At 50.9% G+C, this 18381-nt stretch carries 15 protein-coding genes; 5 read left to right on the top strand and 10 right to left on the bottom strand.

What is annotated here, in order from left to right:
• The first annotated feature begins 54 nt into the window (after positions 1–54).
• The gene (rlmB, locus tag ACTHUF_RS00840) at positions 55–804 is read left to right on the top strand and encodes a 23S rRNA (guanosine(2251)-2'-O)-methyltransferase RlmB (protein WP_004520319.1); all 750 of its coding nucleotides are present in this window, start codon (positions 55–57) and stop codon (positions 802–804) included.
• 52 nt (positions 805–856) lie between these two features.
• On the opposite strand, the gene ACTHUF_RS00835 is transcribed toward rlmB, so the two are convergent.
• The 3 genes from ACTHUF_RS00835 to pdxH form a co-directional block, all read right to left on the bottom strand.
• Complete coding sequence (locus ACTHUF_RS00835; protein ID WP_440406721.1) at positions 857–2449, bottom strand: vWA domain-containing protein; 1593 nt, start codon at positions 2447–2449, stop codon at positions 857–859.
• Between the two features lie 253 nt (positions 2450–2702).
• Positions 2703–3761: a pseudouridine synthase gene (locus tag ACTHUF_RS00830; RefSeq protein ID WP_315094862.1), complete on the bottom strand. Its 1059-nt coding sequence runs from the start codon at positions 3759–3761 to the stop codon at positions 2703–2705.
• A 159-nt stretch (positions 3762–3920) separates the two neighbouring features.
• A complete protein-coding gene (gene pdxH, locus ACTHUF_RS00825; RefSeq protein WP_049335246.1) occupies positions 3921–4553 on the bottom strand; it encodes a pyridoxamine 5'-phosphate oxidase in 633 nt (210 codons plus the stop codon).
• A gap of 110 nt (positions 4554–4663) precedes the next feature.
• On the opposite strand from pdxH, the gene dut reads away from it, so the two are divergent.
• The 3 genes from dut (at position 4664) to guaA (ending at position 7343) form a co-directional block, all read left to right on the top strand.
• Positions 4664–5116: a dUTP diphosphatase gene (gene dut / locus ACTHUF_RS00820; protein WP_003680707.1), complete on the top strand. Its 453-nt coding sequence runs from the start codon at positions 4664–4666 to the stop codon at positions 5114–5116.
• 186 nt (positions 5117–5302) lie between these two features.
• Positions 5303–5629 (top strand): hypothetical protein, encoded by a 327-nt coding sequence (locus ACTHUF_RS00815; protein WP_036493628.1) that lies wholly within the window; start codon positions 5303–5305, stop codon positions 5627–5629.
• A gap of 148 nt (positions 5630–5777) precedes the next feature.
• Positions 5778–7343 carry a glutamine-hydrolyzing GMP synthase gene (guaA, locus tag ACTHUF_RS00810; protein ID WP_150540490.1) on the top strand — a complete coding sequence of 522 codons (1566 nt, stop codon included), beginning with the start codon at positions 5778–5780 and terminating at the stop codon, positions 7341–7343.
• A 126-nt stretch (positions 7344–7469) separates the two neighbouring features.
• Here guaA and ACTHUF_RS00805 read toward each other — a convergent pair whose 3' ends face one another.
• A complete protein-coding gene (locus ACTHUF_RS00805; protein ID WP_315094866.1) occupies positions 7470–8342 on the bottom strand; it encodes a pirin family protein in 873 nt (290 codons plus the stop codon).
• A gap of 133 nt (positions 8343–8475) precedes the next feature.
• On the opposite strand from ACTHUF_RS00805, the gene ACTHUF_RS00800 reads away from it, so the two are divergent.
• Entirely contained in the window at positions 8476–8820 is a 345-nt protein-coding gene (locus ACTHUF_RS00800; protein ID WP_315094867.1) for a helix-turn-helix domain-containing protein, read from the top strand.
• Positions 8821–8933: 113 nt separating this feature from the next.
• Here the strand turns inward: ACTHUF_RS00800 and gloB are convergent, their stop codons facing one another.
• The 6 genes from gloB to rep all read right to left on the bottom strand — a co-directional run bounded on the left by gloB (position 8934) and on the right by rep (position 18307).
• On the bottom strand, positions 8934–9683 hold the full coding sequence (gene gloB / locus ACTHUF_RS00795) for a hydroxyacylglutathione hydrolase (RefSeq protein WP_440406717.1): 750 nt from the start codon (positions 9681–9683) through the stop codon (positions 8934–8936).
• A gap of 23 nt (positions 9684–9706) precedes the next feature.
• Complete coding sequence (locus tag ACTHUF_RS00790; RefSeq protein ID WP_440406715.1) at positions 9707–10792, bottom strand: hypothetical protein; 1086 nt, start codon at positions 10790–10792, stop codon at positions 9707–9709.
• A gap of 184 nt (positions 10793–10976) precedes the next feature.
• Positions 10977–11780, bottom strand: a complete 804-nt coding sequence (locus ACTHUF_RS00785) for an HNH endonuclease (RefSeq protein WP_440406713.1) — start codon at positions 11778–11780, stop codon at positions 10977–10979.
• 69 nt (positions 11781–11849) lie between these two features.
• Positions 11850–11978, bottom strand: coding sequence for a hypothetical protein (locus ACTHUF_RS00780; RefSeq protein ID WP_440406711.1), 129 nt, complete (start codon positions 11976–11978; stop codon positions 11850–11852).
• Between the two features lie 125 nt (positions 11979–12103).
• On the bottom strand, positions 12104–16000 hold the full coding sequence (purL, locus tag ACTHUF_RS00775; protein WP_440406709.1) for a phosphoribosylformylglycinamidine synthase: 3897 nt from the start codon (positions 15998–16000) through the stop codon (positions 12104–12106).
• 306 nt (positions 16001–16306) lie between these two features.
• On the bottom strand, positions 16307–18307 hold the full coding sequence (gene rep / locus ACTHUF_RS00770; RefSeq protein WP_440406707.1) for a DNA helicase Rep: 2001 nt from the start codon (positions 18305–18307) through the stop codon (positions 16307–16309).
• Positions 18308–18381: the final 74 nt, after the last annotated feature.

Below are 18381 nucleotides of genomic sequence, written 5' to 3'. Positions count from 1 at the left end.
CAGACGGCCTTACTTGTTATAATGGCCGTCTGAATTTTTTGATAAAGCAAAAACATGGCAAACCAACGACTCATCTATGGCTTTCACGCCGTCAATGCCCGTTTGTGGCAAAACCCGAAATCGATTACCGAACTCTATATCCAAGAGGGCAAATCCGATGCGCGCACCCGCGATGTATTGGATAAAGCGGCCTCTGAAAACGTACGCGTGCATTTTGCTGATGCCGACCGCCTGAATGCCATCAGCAAAGGGGCGCGTCATCAGGGCGTGGTCGGGTTTATCGATGCTTCCAAAAACCATGTTCACTTGGAAGATGTATTGGAAAACCTGAGCGAACCGCCGTTTTTGCTGGTATTGGACGGCATTACCGATCCGCACAACCTCGGCGCGTGTCTGCGTACTGCCGATGCGATGGGTGTACATGCCGTGATTGCACCTAAAGACAAAAGTGCCGGCCTGAATGCGACCGTCAGCAAAGTTGCCTGTGGCGCAGCGGAAACTGTGCCGTATATTACTGTAACCAATCTTGCCCGTACTTTGCGTGAGCTGAAAGAATACGGCATTTGGATTGTCGGCACGGACATGGGCGGCGACTCTGACCTTTACCACTGCGACTTGCCCGACAGTGTGGCCTGGGTAATGGGCAACGAAGGCGAAGGCATGCGCCGTCTGACGCGCGAACATTGCGATATGCTGGTATCGATTCCGATGTTTGGCACAGTTGAAAGCATGAACGTTTCCGTCAGTGCAGGCATGGTATTGAGCGAAACCCGCCGTCAACGCGTGTTGAAATCGGAAAAATAAAAAGTGTAATTAAAAGGCCGTCTGAATGTTTTTCAGACAGCCTTTTTCAGGTTTATTCTTTAACCAAAGGACCTGATTGCTTTTCATTACCGGCGGCAATGCGTACCAATTGGAGAAATTCCGATTTCAGCTCAAACGGATCATCACCTTGGACTTGCTGTACCATTTTTTCAATGTCGCTCCAGCCAAGTTTGCCGTTGTATTCGCCGCCGCGCAGGGCTTGGGCATAGGAAGCCGCGGCAAGGGCGAGCAGGGTGTCTTTATCGGCTTGCTCCAGCGGTTTGCTACCAACGGGAATTGCTTGTTCCATCAGCTTGCTGTCTTTTGCCCCAGGCAGTTTGTAGCGTACTTTGACAAAGGCGTATTCGTTTTTACTGCCTTTGGCGGCCGGGGCTTTTTGATAGCGTGATTCGTTCAGCCAACCGTTTTTGCCTGCCGGAATGATTTCATAAATGGCGGTCACGCTGTGGCCTGAGCCGATATCACCCGCATCTACTTTGTCATTATTGAAGTCTTCATTGCGCAGGGTGCGGTTGGTGTAGCCGACCAAGCGGTATTCTTTGACGGTGGCAAGATTGAATTCAACTTGGATTTTGACATCCTGCGCAACGGTGGCGAGTGTGGAGGTCAGCTGCTGTTGCAGGACTTTTTTCGCTTCTTTTTCGTTGTCGATGTAGCTGTAATTGCCGTCGCCTGCATCGGCAATTTGTTCCATCATGTCTTCGTTGTAATTGTCCGTACCGAAGCCTAGCGTACTGAGTGAAACGCCGGTTTTACGTTTTTCGGCAACCATGGATTTGAGCGTTTCGGTATCAGATACGCCAACGTTAAAGTCGCCATCGGTCGCCAGCAGGATGCGGTTGATGCCGTTGGGTACAAAGGCCTTTTGCGCTTCTTCGTAGGCCATGCGTAAAGCGGATTCACCCGAAGTCGAGCCTGCGGCTTTCAGCTTGTCGATGGCCTTCAGGATGGTTTCTTTATCTGAACCTGATGTGGGCGGAAGCACCAGCTCTTCGCCTGATGAATAGGTAATCAGGGTAACTTTGTCCTGCGGGCGTAATTGTTGGGTCAAGATACGCAACGTTTTTTGAACCAACGGAAGTTTATTTTCTGCAGCCATACTGCCGGATACGTCCACGAGGAACACAAGATTGGCGGGCGGCAGGTCTTTCTTTGCCGTGTCTTGTGCTTGAATGCCGATTTTGATCAGCTTGGCTTCCGGTTGCCATGGAGAATCAATGGTTTCAGTGTGAACGGCAAATGGGCGGCCATCAGTAGGCAGTGGATAGTTGTAAGGGAAATAATTGACGATTTCCTCAATGCGCACGGCATCTTTGGGCGGCTGTTTGCCGTTGTTCAGAAATCGGCGGACGTTGGCGTAGCTGCCGGTATCGACATCAATGCTGAATGTGGAAACAGGTTCTTGAGCAACGGATTTAACCGGTTGGTCGGGTTGGTCTTGGTAGCGTTCGGTGTTTTGAACCTTGACAGCAGGTATTTTAACCTTCTGTATGGCAACAATTTGGCTTTCCTTGAATCCTAGAGAGGGACCAAAAGAGGGATTTGAGTATTCTTTTGATTCAGAACACGCGGTTAAAGCTGCCAAAGTGAGTATGGAAACGGTTTTTAGGAAAAAACGGGGCATGATTCGAGCTCCATAGAAATATCTCTTGCTGATTGTTGAAAGTGTTGATGGCAGTGTATTGGCAGATTCAACGAGAGCGCAGAGTCACTTTTTATTTAGATTTTAATGTGTGAATAGTGGGTTAAGTTTAAATCAGGACAAGGCGGAGCAATGCGGTACTGGTCTAAACTTAACCCACTATGTTTATGACTTAGGCAAGATTTTGTCGGGCTGAGACGATTTTGTAAAGGCCTCAGCCCCGATTTATCTTACATTAACTTTTCTTTCTGCGACGTTCGCCAGGCAGCAGCATATCCGCCCATTTGATGATGTTGGCGACTTCTGCCGGATTGAGTTCGTAGAACTGGCCGCGTTTGAGGCGGTTTGGCAGGCCGATAGGGCCGAAGCCTACGCGGACGAGGCGGCTGACGGTCAGGCCTTGGCTTTCAAAAATGCGGCGTACTTCGCGGTTGCGGCCTTCTTTGATGACGACGTTGTACCATTTGTTTGCGCCTTCGCCGCCTTGTTCGTAGATGCGTTCGACTTTTGCCAAACCGTCTTCGAGCATGACGCCTTCTTCGGTCAGGATGCGCATTTGTTCGGTGGTCAACTCGCCCAATACGCGCACGGCGTATTCGCGTTCGACTTCAAAGCTGGGGTGGGCAAAGCGTTGAACCAGTTCGCCTGAAGTGGTCAGGATCAAAAGGCCGCTGGTATTGATGTCCAAACGGCCGATGGCCACCCAGCGGCTGCTGGCTGCTTGCGGCAGGCGGTCGAAAATGCTGATGCGGCCTTGCGGATCGTCGCGGGAAACGATTTCGCCTTCTTGTTTGTAGTAGAGGATGATGCGCGGCAGGCGGTCGGCCCATTTGAGTTTGATGATGCTGCCTTTGACGGTAACGTGGTCATCGGGCGTAACTTTTTCGCCCAGTTGGGCGACGCGGCCGTTGACCGTTACCCAGCCGTTGCTGATCCATTCTTCCATTTCGCGGCGTGAGCCGACGCCGGAAGCGGCCAGGACTTTTTGCAGGCGCTCGGGTTCGAAGCGAGAAAGGTCGCTGCGGCGTTCTTTCAAATCGCGGGCGTGTTCCATGATTTTTTGGTTGGGGTTGCGGACCACCAGTTTTTTGGCTTTGGCGGCACGTTGTTTTGGCACGGTATTTTGAGCTTTAGGGCCGTCTGAAACTTTTTGGCCGTAAGGTTTGCCTGATGTTTTGCGTTCGTTGTCTGGACGTTTTTTATTGGCAAAGGATTTGGCCGGTTTGGAAGGTTTTTTGGCGGTAGATGATACGCCGTCGCGCCATTGGCGTTTGCTGGAAGGCTGTTTGGACATGATTTTTCCTAACTCGCTTGACAAAGCGGTTCTTCTGCGGCGGTTGCGGCAGGGGTTGGATTGGGGGAAAAGGCCGTCTGAAAATCAGATTCAGACGGCCTGCCGATGAAAGGCTGTATTGTAACTCAACCAGTAAATTTTTGTTTGAAAATCCGAAAATTATGGCGAAAGGCGTTCGCGTATCCAGTTGCCGTCAACCAGGCGGTATTGGATGCGGTCATGCAGGCGGCTCGGGCGGCCTTGCCAGAATTCGATACGGTCGGGAATAACGAGGTATCCGCCCCAATGCGGCGGGCGGGGAACATGCAGAGGATGTTTGACGCCGACGGCTGCGGCTTTGGCCACTAAAACGGCTTTGCTGGAAATCACTTCGCTTTGTTCGCTTGCCCATGCGCCGATACGGCTGGTGTAGGGGCGGCTTTCAAAATATTCGTCCGAAGCGGCGGCGTCGAGTTTTTCGATGCGTCCTTCAATGCGCACTTGGCGCTCGAGTTCCGGCCAGAAAAAAGTCATGGCGGCAAAAGGGTGTGCCGTATAGGAGCGGCCTTTGCGGCTGTGGTAATTGGTAAAGAAAACAAAGCCTTTGGGGTTGACTTCTTTCAGCAGCACCATGCGGCTGTTGGGTCTGCCGTCTTCACCTACGGCGGCAACGTTGACCGCAGTCGGCTCGTTGACTTCGGCGTGAATCGCTTCGTTCAGCCATTGCTCGAATTGGACAATCGGGTCGGCATGGCACTCGGCTTCAGAAAGCTCGCGTTTGCTGTAATCTTCGCGGATATTGTGCAGATCCATGATTTTTCTCCTTAGGTCTGACTGAATCATACTCCGTTTTTTCAGACGGCCTCAAGGGCATTGTGTATAATCGTAGCCCTTTCCAATATAGAACAATACGGAGTTCTGTCATGCAAACCGAAGTCGAACTGAAAATCTTAAATCCGAAAATGGCCGATTCCCTGCCTGCATATGCAACGCCTGGTTCTGCCGGTTTGGACTTGCGTGCCTGCCTGGATGAAGCCGTTGTGTTGCAGCCGGGTGATGTGTATCTCGTGCCGACCGGTTTGGCGGTGCATTTGGCCAACCCTGCGTATGCAGCCGTTTTGTTGCCGCGTTCCGGTTTGGGTCATAAACACGGTATTGTTTTGGGTAATTTGGTCGGTTTGATTGACTCGGATTATCAAGGCGAATTAAAGGTTTCTTTGTGGAACCGTGGTAAAGAAGCGTTTACCATCGAGCCGATGGAGCGTATCGCGCAAATGGTGATTGTGCCGGTTGTCCAAGCTGCGTTTAAGGTTGTGGACGAGTTTGCCGCCAGCGAGCGCGGTGAAGGCGGATTCGGCAGCACCGGCAAAGCCTGATGATTTGAAAGGCCGTCTGGAACAGGATAAATTGAAATATTTGATTTCGGTTTGCCGTTGTTCAGACGGCCTTTTTGTTGTGCCAACCTTTGCATAATTACACACAAGATTGCATTTTTATATCTTGTCTGTATGACCGGCGCACCCAATAATACAGGCCGTCTGAAACCTTTACGGAGCGTTGTTATGTCCCGTCCTTCACTTTTTCTGCCTTTATTTTTGATTATCTTTGGCGCAGTTTGGTTTTTACGCGCCACGGATATTTTGCCTGCAACATCGACAATGATTGCCGGTGCATTAATTATTTTGGGCTTTGCCGTGTTGATTATGGACGGCATCAACAAACAGTCCATCGTTTCCGGCCCGATGCTGGTTTATATCGGTACAGCTATTTATCTGCACATGAGCTACTGGATTTACCTCTCGCCGTTGCTGGCCATCGGCATGGTCGTGTTGGGTTGTCTGCTGTTACTCTCGCGCAGCGATATGATTCCTGAGAAACACACAAAATAGAAAGATGAGAGATTTAGGTTTTACCCTATAAAGGCCGTCTGAACAATGGTATAATCCGCCGATTCAGACGGTCTTTTTTATTGTGGTTTAAATTTGAAATTTACCCTCCCGGCCGCACCGTTTTCTTACATTTTGCAAAGTTTCCGCCATGACTCAAGACAAAATCCTCATCCTCGACTTCGGCTCGCAAGTTACCCAGCTGATCGCCCGCCGCGTGCGCGAAGCCCACGTTTACTGCGAACTGCATTCTTTCGACATGCCTTTGGAAGAAATCAAAGCCTTCAACCCGAAAGGCATCATCCTCTCCGGCGGTCCTAATTCTGTTTACGAATCCGATTATCAAGCCGATACCGGTATTTTTGATTTGGGCATTCCGGTTTTGGGCATTTGCTACGGTATGCAATTTATGGCGCACCACTTGGGCGGCGAAGTTAGCCCGGGCAACCAACGCGAATTCGGTTATGCGCAAGTTAAAACCATCGACAGCGAGCTGACACACGGCATTCAAGACGATGCGCCAAACACGCTCGACGTTTGGATGAGCCATGGCGATAAAGTTTCCAAACTGCCTACCGGCTTCTCCGTCATCGGCGATACGCCGTCTTGCCCGATTGCCATGATGGAAAACGCTGAGAAACAATTCTACGGCATCCAATTCCACCCTGAAGTGACCCACACCAAACAAGGCCGCGCGCTGTTGAACCGCTTTGTCTTGGATATTTGCGGCGCACAACCAAGCTGGACCATGCCGAACTACATAGAAGAAGCCGTTGCCAAAATCCGCGAACAAGTCGGCAGCGACGAAGTGATTTTGGGTTTGTCCGGCGGCGTGGACTCTTCCGTAGCGGCGGCGCTGATTCACCGTGCCATCGGCGATCAACTGACCTGCGTGTTTGTTGACCACGGTCTGTTGCGTCTGAACGAAGGCAAAATGGTGATGGATATGTTTGCTCGCAACTTGGGCGTACGCGTGATTCACGTTGATGCCGAAGAGCAGTTTTTGGCGAAACTTGCCGGCGTGACCGATCCAGAGAAAAAACGCAAAATCATCGGCGCGGAATTTATCGAAGTATTTGACGCTGAAGAGAAAAAACTCACCAACGCCAAATGGTTGGCGCAAGGTACAATTTACCCCGACGTAATCGAATCCGCAGGCGCGAAAACCAAAAAAGCCCACGCCATCAAATCGCACCACAACGTCGGCGGCCTGCCTGAAAACATGAAACTCAAGCTGCTTGAGCCGTTGCGTGATTTGTTCAAAGACGAAGTACGCGAACTGGGCGTCGCTTTGGGTCTGCCGCGTGAAATGGTGTACCGTCATCCGTTCCCGGGCCCTGGTTTAGGCGTGCGTATCTTGGGCGAAGTGAAAAAAGAATACGCCGACTTACTCCGTCAAGCAGACGATATTTTCATTCAAGAATTGCGCAATACTACCGACGAAAACGGCACATCTTGGTACGACCTGACCAGCCAAGCCTTTGCCGTATTCCTGCCTGTAAAATCCGTCGGCGTAATGGGCGACGGACGCACTTACGACTACGTCGTCGCGCTGCGCGCAGTCATCACCAGCGACTTCATGACCGCACACTGGGCAGAACTGCCGTACTCGCTACTCGGCCGCGTGTCCAACCGCATCATCAACGAAGTCAAAGGCATCAACCGCGTGGTTTATGATGTCAGCGGCAAACCACCTGCCACGATTGAGTGGGAATAATCCCTAAATAATAAAGGCCGTCTGAACAGATATTGTTCAGACGGCCTTTTTTGCACTGATGAGCTTGGTTAACGCATACAATGAAATCAATCAGCAAACTTTCCGTTAGCGGTTTAAGCAAATATCTTAATCAATACGGCCGAATTTGCCGCTTTTGAAATCGCTGATGGCTTGTCGGATTTCTTCGGCAGTATTCATCACAAATGGGCCGTAGCCGACTACGGGTTCATCAATCGGAACGCCGGAAAGCAGCAAGATTTTGACTTCTTCGCTACCGGCTTTTACGCGCACTTTACCGCCGGTTTGCTCAAAATTGACCAATTCTCCGGCTGTCGCCTGTTCTTTGTCATTAAACGTCACCGCTCCGCGCAGGACAACCATAGACAGATTGTGATTGTCGGGTACTTCCAATTCGACTTCTTTATCGGCATGGAGCACAATATCCCAAACATTCATTTCGGTGAACGTGTCCGCCGCGCCTTTTACGCCGTCATGTTCGCCTGCAATCAGACGTAAGTAGCCGGCTTCGTCGGGAAATTCGACGACGGGAATATTTGCTTTGGCAAGATGCTGATAGCGTGGCGGCGTGTTTTTGTCTTTGGCGGGCAGGTTGACCCAAAGTTGGACCATTTCAAAGAGTCCGCCTTTTTTGCTGAAGTTTTCAGAGTGGAATTCTTCATGAATAATGCCTGAACCCGCGGTCATCCATTGCACGTCGCCTTCGTAAATAATGCCGCCTCCGCCGCTGGAGTCGCGGTGTGCTACTTCGCCGTGGTAGGCGATGGTAACGGTTTCAAAGCCTTTGTGCGGATGTTGTCCGACACCGCGCGGACCGTGCGTTTCGTTGGGTGCAAATTCATACGGTGCGGCATAGTCCAGCATCAGGAACGGGTTGGTGCCGCGGTCGTCAGCCATGTGGGAGAACAAAGGTTGCACGAGGAATCCATTGCCTACCCAGTGTTGGCCGTCGGCTCGGTAGATTTGTTTGATGTTGCGCATGATAAAGTTCCTTCTTTTTATGGCCGTCTGAAGCCTTTCAGATGGCCTTTTGTTACAGAATGCTTGTATTATAGGGGGTACAAACTTTATAACAAGTACGCACATTTTTTATACTGTTGTTTGGAGATTTTGTATGTCGGAAACAGAACACGCACACGGCTCTTGCTGTCCGGTTGTCAATACTTTGGATATTATCGGCGGTAAATGGAAGGTATTGATTTTATATTATTTAAATGAAAAAACCCGACGTTTCAATGAGTTGCAGCGTTTGCTTGCGGGCATTACCCAGCGGATGTTGACGCTGCAGCTGCGCGAATTGGAAAACGACGGTATCGTTCATCGGGAAGTGTATCCGCAGGTACCGCCGAAGGTGGAATACTCGCTGACTGAGTTTGGGCGGACGCTGATGCCTGTGATCGAAGCAATGCACCGTTGGGGCGAGCAATATGCTGCGGAATGTGTGAAACATCAAAAGTAGCCGTAGGCTTTTATGGTTATGATATTGATAAAGGCTTTAAGGCCGTCTGAACAGGCGTGATTCATGGTTTCACGCTTATTCAGACGGCCTTATTCTTTAGGGACTAAGCCCAATCAAAATTGATTTTTCAATTCACGCAAAGCGGCGAAGACTTCGAGTTCGCTGTTTAATTTTCGTCCGCTCAATTCTTCGGCGCGTACCCGAACTTGGGGCAGGTGTACGCGGAAAAACGGATTGACTTTGCGTTCGTGCGCCAGGCTGACAGGCAGTGTCGGCGTGTGTTCGGCTGTGGCCAAGGCCGTCTGAATATCGGTGTTGTCCGGCTCGATATGTTGGGCAAAGCGCAGGTTGGAGGTGGTGTATTCGTGCGCCGGATAAAACAGCGTTTCTTCGGGCAGTTGGTTGAATCGGTGGAAGCTGTCGTAAAGCTGCTCGATTGTGCCGGTGAATACGCGGCCGCAACCGGCGGAGAACAAGGTATCGCCGCAGAAAACGTGCAGACCGTCTGAATTTTCCAACAGATAGCTGATGTGGTGGTCGGTATGGCCGGGAGTAGCCCAGACGGTAACCAAGCCTTCACCAAACGGGAACTGCGTGCCTGCTGTGACGGTATGCGTCGCCACGTCGATGTCGCTTTCGCCATAGATTGGGGATTCTAAGAAGCCGTTGTGCAGCGCTTTTGCGCCGCCGATATGGTCATGATGAGGATGGGTAATCCATGTTTGCGCCAGCATCAAGTGGTTGTGAACAAGGAATTTTAAGACCGGCGTGGCATCGGACGGATCGACGCAGACGGCATGGTTGCCTTCTTGAATCATCCAGATGTAGTTGTCGTTTAGGGCTTGGATTGGTGTGATTTTCATATGCTTTCTTCTGGTTTGGGGTTTCAGACGGCCTCTAAATAATCTTTGATATTCGGGCTTTGGCCGAATACGGCTTCATGGGCTTGCTGGATGCTCAGTCGGTTGAACAGCAATCTTTGGGTTTGGTCGCCGTCGATAATCCGCACTTGGCCTTGCAGTTTGGGCGCGTCGTGATGAAAGGTGTTTTTAAACGCGTGCCAACGGTCAGCTTGCAGATGGACGACGGCAAACATATCGTGCGAAATATTGACGCCGACGCTCAATAGCTTGGTCGAGGCTTGCAGGCAGAAACTGCTGTCGCCAAACAGGCACAGCCCCGTGTTTTCCGGATAGCGGAACAATTCGATTTTCACGGCTTCGGGTTCGGCAAAGATATTGCAAAACAACCGTTCAAACAACGACGGCTGCGCCACGCCTTCGCTCAACATACCGTAAAGCCCGCCCAGCCAATCGACATAACCGAGAAAAGTGAAACGGTAGTCCTGCATAATGGCTTCGATGCGCTTGGGATCGCGTTTGCTGATCAAGCGGACAAATTCAAAACCGACTTCCGGCAGCAGCGCCCGAAGCGTTTGGTGCAGGCGGTGGACAAACAGGTTTTTATGGTTGTGCGGATTGCGCAGAATACCGAGGAATTTCAGCCGCAATATCCGCCACAAGGCATCCGGTACTTTGACGGTGTCGGCATTTGCCGTAGGTGTTTTCAGACGGCCTGCAGGCAGGGTACGCAGGTGGTTGCAGGCATCTTCGTAGCCGCTTTCATGACGGTTGAACCAGCTTTCCAGATTGTATTGGTTGGCGGAGTCTTCGACAAAGGTCAGTGTATAGAGGTTTTTTGCCGCCAAATTGCCGATGATGTTAACGCTTATCGCTTCGCTGCGGTTTTGTTCTTTGCCGCGGGCTTTTTCGCCAGGATGGAACATGGACAAAGACAGCTTGTAAACATTCTGATTTTGCGGGCTGACCTGCGGATTATGCGCGTGCTGCCGTTGCTCGGTCTGGGCGACGAAGTGGTGCTCCTTAGTCGGATTCGCGGTCAACAGGGCGTAAGGCTTTTCGCCACATTCGGGAAATTCGCAATCGCTGAGGATAAAGGCTTGTCGAGTCATAATGTCGGGAAAGACCGTCTGAATATGTCGATTATAGTTTAAAAGTGGGAATTATACAGAAGGACGGCGACGGGTTTGGTCTTTATACGCAAAAGGACGCAAAAAGGTCGTCTGAGAACGGATATAGCGAGGTTCGCTAAATCGTTTTCAGACAACCTTAAATCAACGGACTGTTCAACACTATTTATTCTTCTTTTTGGAAAACATGGTTGCGGTGATACTCGAAATATTTTTCGCTTTCAGGTTCGATTTTTAATTTCATATCGCGAGAAATTCCAAGCCGCTCTTGATTTTCCGAATCGATTGTCGGGCTGATTTTTATCGTACCGTCGGTATCAAACGTAATCAGACCGCTATCGAATAATGCGTCGACATTGGGTGCGAGCATCAGACCATTGAAGGGATCTAACCTCTCTTCATTATTGCACTTGCTCCAAGGTTTGATATGGCTGGCAATAAGTAAAGACCGAACATCTAGGCCTGTTAGCGGGCAGTTCGGATACAGTTCGAGTAGTTTTTGCCGGAATCTGCCTTGCCCTTGACGAGCTTTTATTAAGGTTTCGATTTCAGTTCGCTTTTCTGGGTCAGTCTTGGATGATAAACATTTTTTGAGTTCGTCTATATCAGATTTTAAGGATAGGGCAGAAGCTGCCTGAAAATTTTGTATTCCTGTGAGCTGTTCTACCGGTAATCCTTTTTCCTTACAGATTCTGCATGGATTTAGCCCTTTTTGATATTTGACCCAGCTCCATTGTTCAAGTTCTTCAATTGAGTTTGAGCAAACTTTGAAATATTTTCCAGTTGTGCGCCCCGGTCTTTTATTCAGTTGGCTACAATTAGCAAAATGTATTTTGGGAAAATCTTTATAAATCTTAGAAGGGTCTTTAGTTTGATCTATATTTAATACAAATCCATTTGAGTTTTCTTCAATCCATTCAATAAATTCATCATCATTCGGCCTGTTTTTAAAAATTACTATGTCAGACATAAGCCTCTCCAAATCTTTTCTATAAATTCAATTAAGTTTGTTTGTATATATAGGTTCGGGACAAAAAATCTAGGCTGTCATTCCCGCGTAGACGGGAATCCAGAAGTTTGGATTTGCAGTAATTTTTAAATATTTTTGAAATGCAGAGGTCTGGATTCCCGCCTGCGCGGGAATGACGGCGGTTGGTTCGGTCTTCATACGCATTGGTTCGGTCTTATACGTAAAAGAATATATAAAGGTCGTCTGAAAACAGATATAACAGAATCCGCTAAATCGTTTTCAGACGACCTTTTCTTTAAACCTGAATCAAATCAAGCTTTTCATTAGCCCAAAGCTTTTCTTGCACCGGCAAAGAGGCGGTACCAGCCGGACAGTTCCGTCCAGTCTTCCGGTTTCCAGCTCATTTGTGCGGCACGGTACACGCGTTCCGGATGCGGCATCATGATGGTAACGCGGCCGTCGGTGTTGGTCACACCGGCGATGCCTTGCGGCGAGCCGTTAGGGTTGAGCGGATAAGTTTGGGTCACTTGGTTTTGACCGTCCACATATTGCAGCGCAATGCCCAAATCGGCAGAAATATTGCCGCCGTGAAGCGCGAAGTCGGCGCGGCCTTCGCCGTGGCTGACCACGACAGGCAGGCTGGAGCCTTGCATTTCATTCAGAATCAGCGACGCAGATTTTGGAACATGAACCATGCTCAGGCGCGCTTCAAACTGTTCGCTCAAGTTGCGTTTGAATTTAGGCCATGCTTCTGCGCCCGGGATAATCTCGGCAAGGTTGCTGACCATTTGACAGCCATTGCACACGCCCAATGTCAGCGTGTCCGGGTCGGCGAAGAAGGCGGCAAATTGGTCGCGCAGAGCAGGGTGGAACAGAATCGATTTCGCCCAACCTTCGCCCGCACCGAGTACGTCGCCGTAGCTGAAGCCGCCGCAAGCCGCCAGCATTTTGAAGTCGGCAAGGTGGACGCGGCCTGCCATCAGGTCGGACATATGTACGTCGTAGGCATCGAAACCGGCGCGGGTAAACGCGGCAGCCATTTCGATTTGTCCGTTTACGCCCTGTTCGCGCAGGATGGCGATTTTGGGTTTCGCGCCACTGTTGATAAACGGCGCGGCAATGTCTTCTTTTACGTCAAACTTCACGTCGGCAAACAATGCGCTGCGGTCGTTGTCGCTAATCAGGGCGAACTCGCTGTCTGCGCAGGCAGGGTTGTCGCGCAGGCGTTGGATGGCGTGGCTGGTTTCCTGCCATGCGCGTTGCAGGTCGGCGCGGTTTTGTTCCAATACGATGCCTGCTTGGTTGCGGATAACAATTTTCTCGTCAGTACCGATGGTGGCAACGGTATGCAGTGCCAAATCAGCTTCTTTAAACAAGGCTTCTACTGCCGCAACATCTTGTTTGGCGATTTGAATCACTGCGCCCAGCTCTTCATTGAACAATGCGCAGATGCTGGCTTCGTTGACATCGGTTTGATTGGCAACCAGTGAGGTCAAATCCACGTTCAAGCCGCATCGTGCAGCAAACGCCATTTCCACCAACGTCGCAAACAAACCGCCGTCGCTGCGGTCGTGGTATGCCAAGAGTTTGTCTTCGGCGACAAGCTGCTGAATCACGTTGTAAAACGCTTTCAGACGGCCTGTGTCGTCCAAATCAGGCGCATCGCCGGTCATGTTGTTATAAACCTGACCGAATGCCGAGCCACCCATGCGCGCTTTGCCGAAGCCCAAATCGATAAACAGCAATACGCTGTCTTCGACGTTTTTCAACTCAGGCGTAACAGTCTTGCGTACGTCTTCCACTGGCGCAAACGCAGAAATAATCAGGCTTAGCGGCGAAACGACGGATTTTTTCTCTTCGCCGTCCTGCCAAACGGTTTTCATCGACAGGCTGTCTTTGCCTACGGGAATGCTCAAATCCAATGCCTGACAGGCTTTAGAAACCGCTTCGACGGTGCGGTAGAGTTTTTCGTCTTCGCCTTCGTTGCCGCACGCCGCCATCCAGTTGGCGGAGAGCTTGATGTTGCCGATATCGCCGATGTTGACTGCCGCGATGTTGGTAATGGCTTCGCCGACGCACATTCTGCCCGAGGCAGGTGCGTCAAACAGGGCGACGGTCGGTTTTTCACCCATAGACATCGCCTCGCCGCGATAGGTGTTGAAGCCCATCATGGTCACGGCGCAGTCGGCTACCGGAGTTTGGTATTTGCCGACCATTTGGTCGCGGTGGGTCATGCCGCCGACGCTGCGGTCGCCGATGGTAATCAGGAAGTTTTTGGCGGCTACGGTAGGCAGGCGCAAAACGCGGTAGGCGGCTTCGGTAATGTCGATATTGCCGGCGTTAAACGGTTTTTCAGACGGCGTAACTGTTTTGTCGGTACGCGTGGTTTTGGGCGGTTTGCCGAGTAAAACGTTCAATGGCAAATCGACAGGATTGTTGGAGAACAAATCGTCGCGCACTTTCAAATGGCCGTCGTCGGTCGCCGTGCCGACCACGGCAAACGGACAGCGTTCGCGTTCGCAGATGGAGCGGAAGATGCCCAAATCTTTCTCCAAAATCGATAATACATAACGCTCTTGCGATTCGTTACACCAAATCTGCAATGGGCTGAGGCCGTGTTCTTCCAGCGGTACTTCGCGCAGCTTGAATACCGCGCCGCGTCCGGCATCGTTGACCAATTCGGGGAAGGCGTTGGACAAGCCGCCCGCGCCGACGTCGTGGATGGAGATAATCGGGTTCTTATCGCCGAGCTGCCAGCAGCGGTCGATGACTTCTTGCGCGCGGCGTTCGATTTCGGGATTGCCGCGTTGTACGGAGTTGAAGTCCAAAGACGCGTCGTTCGTACCGGTATTCATGGAGGAAGCCGCGCCACCACCCAAGCCGATAAGCATACCCGGGCCGCCCAGTTGGATCAGCAATGCGCCTTCGGGGATTTCGTCTTTGTGCGTCTGCTGAGCCTGAATGCTGCCCAAGCCACCGGCAATCATAATCGGTTTGTGGTAGCCGCGAACTTGGCCGTCAAACTTCTCTTCAAAGGTGCGGAAGTAGCCCAAGAGGTTCGGGCGGCCGAATTCGTTGTTGAACGCTGCGCCACCGATCGGGCCTTCGATCATGATGTCTAAAGGGGAAGCAATATGGCCGGGTTTGCCGTAGGCTTGTTCCCAAGGCTGCTCCAAGCCAGGGATATTTAGGTTGGAGACGGTAAAGCCGGTCAAGCCCGCTTTCGGACGCGAACCTTTGCCTGTTGCGCCTTCATCGCGGATTTCACCGCCCGCACCCGTTGCCGCACCCGCAAACGGTGCGATGGCGGTCGGGTGGTTGTGCGTTTCCACTTTCATGATGATATGCGTGTCTTCCTCGTGGAAACGGTAGCCTTGGTTTTCCGCCGCATTCGGATAGAAACGCTCGATTTTCGCGCCTTCGATCACGGACGAATTGTCTTTATAGGCAACGACCGTGCCTTCGGGATGCGCGTTGTGCGTGTCGCGAATCATGCCGAAAAGCGATTTTGGTTGTTTTTCGCCATTGAGGATGAAATCGGCGTTGAAGATTTTGTGGCGGCAGTGTTCGCTGTTTGCCTGCGCGAACATCATCAGCTCCACATCGGACGGATTGCGGTTTAAAGCCTGATAGTTTTCAACCAGATAATCGATTTCGTCGGCTGAAAGCGCCAAGCCCATTTCGGTATTGGCTTTGACCAATGCCTCTTTACCGCCGCCCAATACATCTACGCTGGAGAAGGTTTCCGATTGGATGTGGTGGAACAGTTGCGCCGCTGCATCGATGTCGGTCAACACGCTTTCGGTCATGCGGTCGTGCAACAGGGCTGCCCATTGTTGTTTTTGCCCGTCGGTAAGCGCACCTTCCAGCCATACGGCCATGCCGCGTTCGATACGCTCAATACCTTCCAAACCGCAGTTTTCGGCGATATTGGTTGCTTTGGAAGCCCAAGGCGAAATGGTGCCCAAACGGGGCGTTACCAAAAATAAATGCAAGCCCTCGCGCGCTTTGGGCGTTTGTTCAACGCTTTGCGCCGCCAGTAAGGCTTGCAGTTTTTCGACTGTCGCGGCATCAAGTGCTTTTTCGCTACCGACAAAATACCAAAATTCGCTGCTTAATTTGACTTCGGGCAGGCCGAGTGCGGCTGCTTTTTGAAAGAGTTTTTCAACACGGAAATCGGAAAGGGCGGTTACACCGCGCAAGGGCAGAACAACAGACATGGATTCAGCTCACAAAATGCAGTTGGGGAATTCGTTATTATACCTGAAAAATGCGATTTTGCTTGTGAATTTATACTTAAAATGTTGACAATTTTTACTTATGAACAGAAGGCGGAAGAAGCCGTCTTTCCGTCCTTTTGTTTATTTTATATCTGATTATTCAGTTATTTTTGTTTATTTTTGAAGGATTGGGCGAAATGGGGTCGGATAGGTGCGACGACATAAAGTGAGGATTATTGGATGGTTGTTTGTGATTTTTTGCTGACAATAAGGCCGTCTGAAACCTTGTTTTCAGACGGCCTTGCCTTATCCTTTTCTTTTGTTTCCCAGCATATCCAGCAGACCTGCCAGATTGCTTTTTCCTTCTTCCTTGCTCACAATCGGCTCGCCGCCTTTGCGGCCTAAAATCTTGATGTCTTCCTGCGGCATTTCGTCTATGAAACGGCTCGGCTCAGGGAATTGCCATGTGCCTTGCTTTTTACGTTTGAGGCAGTGGGTCAGTGTAAGCTGGCGTTTGGCGCGGGTAATGCCGACATACATCAGGCGGCGTTCTTCTTCGACATTGTCTTCTTCGATGCTGTCGTTGTGCGGCAAGATACCTTCTTCGCAACCGACAAGGAAAACGTAGGGATATTCCAAACCTTTGGAAGCGTGCAGGGTGGAGAGTTTGACGGCATCGACTTCTTCTTCGCCCTTACCTTCCAAAAGCGTCATCAGAGCGATGGTTTGGGCAAGCTCGATGATGTTTTTGCCGTCTTGTTCGCCTTTGCGTTCCAGCCAGCCGGTCAGGTCGGTAACGTTGCGCCATTTGATTTCGCCTGCTTTGCCTTCTTCGTTGGCCAACAGGTGGTTTTCGTAGTCGATTTCTTTCAGTAGGTTATGAATAAGCTCGCCTGCTTCGCTGGTTTCGGCTTTGGTTCGATAGCTTTCAATCATATCCATGAAGGCTTGCAGGTGTTGGCGGTTGGTATGGTTCAACAGGGCAAGTGCTTCTTCGGTTTGCGCGGCTTCATATAGGCTGCATTCGTGTTCGTGCGCGTAGGTGTTGAGTTTGCCCAACGTTACATCGCCGATGCCGCGTTTGGGTGTGGTAACGGCGCGCAAGAAGGCAGGATCGTCGTTGGGGTTGGCAAGCAGGCGCAAATAGGACAAAACGTCTTTGATTTCGGCTTTGTCGAAAAAGCTTTGCCCGCCGGAGAGTTGATAAGGAACGCGCGCGCTGCGCAAGGCTTCTTCAAAAATCCGCGCCTGATGGTTGCCGCGGTATAACACGGCGAAATCGGCGTATTGGGTTTTGTCGCCGCCGACCAGTTTCTGCTTGACGATTTGGCTGACAACCCAGTCGGCTTCGTGCTGCTCGCTTTGACAGGCAACGACTTTGACAATTTCGCCTTCGCCAAACTGAGACCAAAGTTTTTTGGTGAACAGCTTGGGGTTGTTTTCGATCACTTTGTTGGCGATTTTGAGAATCCGCGCAGTGGAGCGGTAGTTTTGCTCCAGTTTGATGACTTTCATCTGCGGATAGTCTTCCTGCATTTTGCGCAGGTTTTCCATGTTTGCGCCGCGCCATGCGTAGATGGACTGGTCGTCGTCGCCGACGGCGGTAAACATGCCTTCCGCGCCGGTCAAGAGCTTCATCAGGGTAAATTGGCAGGTGTTGGTGTCCTGACATTCGTCAACCAACAGATAACGCAGCCGCCGCTGCCATTTGTTGCGCGCTTCGCTGTTTTGCTGCAACAGTACGGCGGGCAGGCGGATTAAGTCGTCGAAGTCCACCGCCTGATAGCTTTGCAGGGTTTCCTGATAGCTCGCATACACGCGCGCGATTTGTTCTTCCCAAGCGTTGGAGGTCGTCTGAAGTACGTCTTCGGGCGTTTTCAAATCGTTTTTCCACAGGGAAATCTGATGCTGCGCTTTGAATAAGGCTTCTTTTCCCGTACCGCCCAAAAGTTCGCCGATGATTTTCGCGCTGTCGGTGGAATCGAGGATGGAAAAGTTTTTTTTGTAACCGATATGGTTCGCCTCTTCGCGCAGAATTTTCATGCCCAAAGAGTGGAACGTGCAAATCGTCAGCCCGCGCGTTTGCGACTTGGGCAGCATTTTAGAGACGCGCTCCTGCATTTCCGTGGCAGCTTTATTGGTAAAGGTAATCGCGGCGACGGTATGCGGCAGATAGCCGACATTGACAATCAAATGCTTGATTTTTTGCGTAATCACGCCGGTTTTGCCGCTGCCTGCGCCGGCAAGGACGAGCAGGGGGCCGCCTAGATATTTGACCGCGGCTTGCTGTTGTGGGTTGAGTTTCATTGAAGGGGAAGACGGGTAATGTGGGGAGCAATTATACAATAAGGCCGTCTGAAATTTTCAGACGGCCTTGGGCG

Origin of the sequence: Neisseria sp. P0024.S006, assembly GCF_051956595.1 — a bacterium.
GTDB lineage: Bacteria > Pseudomonadota > Gammaproteobacteria > Burkholderiales > Neisseriaceae > Neisseria.
Note: the sequence above shows the minus strand (reverse complement) of the source record. Positions and strands in the feature narration are given on the sequence as shown.

What these genes read in the sequence shown, in the direction of transcription:
- rlmB (WP_004520319.1), top strand. Translation starts at nt 55, where the DNA reads ATGGCAAACCAACGACTCATCTATGGCTTTCACGCCGTCAATGCCCGT.
- ACTHUF_RS00835 (WP_440406721.1), bottom strand. Translation starts at nt 2,449, where the DNA reads ATGCCCCGTTTTTTCCTAAAAACCGTTTCCATACTCACTTTGGCAGCT.
- ACTHUF_RS00830 (WP_315094862.1), bottom strand. Translation starts at nt 3,761, where the DNA reads ATGTCCAAACAGCCTTCCAGCAAACGCCAATGGCGCGACGGCGTATCA.
- pdxH (WP_049335246.1), bottom strand. Translation starts at nt 4,553, where the DNA reads ATGGATCTGCACAATATCCGCGAAGATTACAGCAAACGCGAGCTTTCT.
- dut (WP_003680707.1), top strand. Translation starts at nt 4,664, where the DNA reads ATGCAAACCGAAGTCGAACTGAAAATCTTAAATCCGAAAATGGCCGAT.
- ACTHUF_RS00815 (WP_036493628.1), top strand. Translation starts at nt 5,303, where the DNA reads ATGTCCCGTCCTTCACTTTTTCTGCCTTTATTTTTGATTATCTTTGGC.
- guaA (WP_150540490.1), top strand. Translation starts at nt 5,778, where the DNA reads ATGACTCAAGACAAAATCCTCATCCTCGACTTCGGCTCGCAAGTTACC.
- ACTHUF_RS00805 (WP_315094866.1), bottom strand. Translation starts at nt 8,342, where the DNA reads ATGCGCAACATCAAACAAATCTACCGAGCCGACGGCCAACACTGGGTA.
- ACTHUF_RS00800 (WP_315094867.1), top strand. Translation starts at nt 8,476, where the DNA reads ATGTCGGAAACAGAACACGCACACGGCTCTTGCTGTCCGGTTGTCAAT.
- gloB (WP_440406717.1), bottom strand. Translation starts at nt 9,683, where the DNA reads ATGAAAATCACACCAATCCAAGCCCTAAACGACAACTACATCTGGATG.
- ACTHUF_RS00790 (WP_440406715.1), bottom strand. Translation starts at nt 10,792, where the DNA reads ATGACTCGACAAGCCTTTATCCTCAGCGATTGCGAATTTCCCGAATGT.
- ACTHUF_RS00785 (WP_440406713.1), bottom strand. Translation starts at nt 11,780, where the DNA reads ATGTCTGACATAGTAATTTTTAAAAACAGGCCGAATGATGATGAATTT.
- ACTHUF_RS00780 (WP_440406711.1), bottom strand. Translation starts at nt 11,978, where the DNA reads ATGAAGACCGAACCAACCGCCGTCATTCCCGCGCAGGCGGGAATCCAG.
- purL (WP_440406709.1), bottom strand. Translation starts at nt 16,000, where the DNA reads ATGTCTGTTGTTCTGCCCTTGCGCGGTGTAACCGCCCTTTCCGATTTC.
- rep (WP_440406707.1), bottom strand. Translation starts at nt 18,307, where the DNA reads ATGAAACTCAACCCACAACAGCAAGCCGCGGTCAAATATCTAGGCGGC.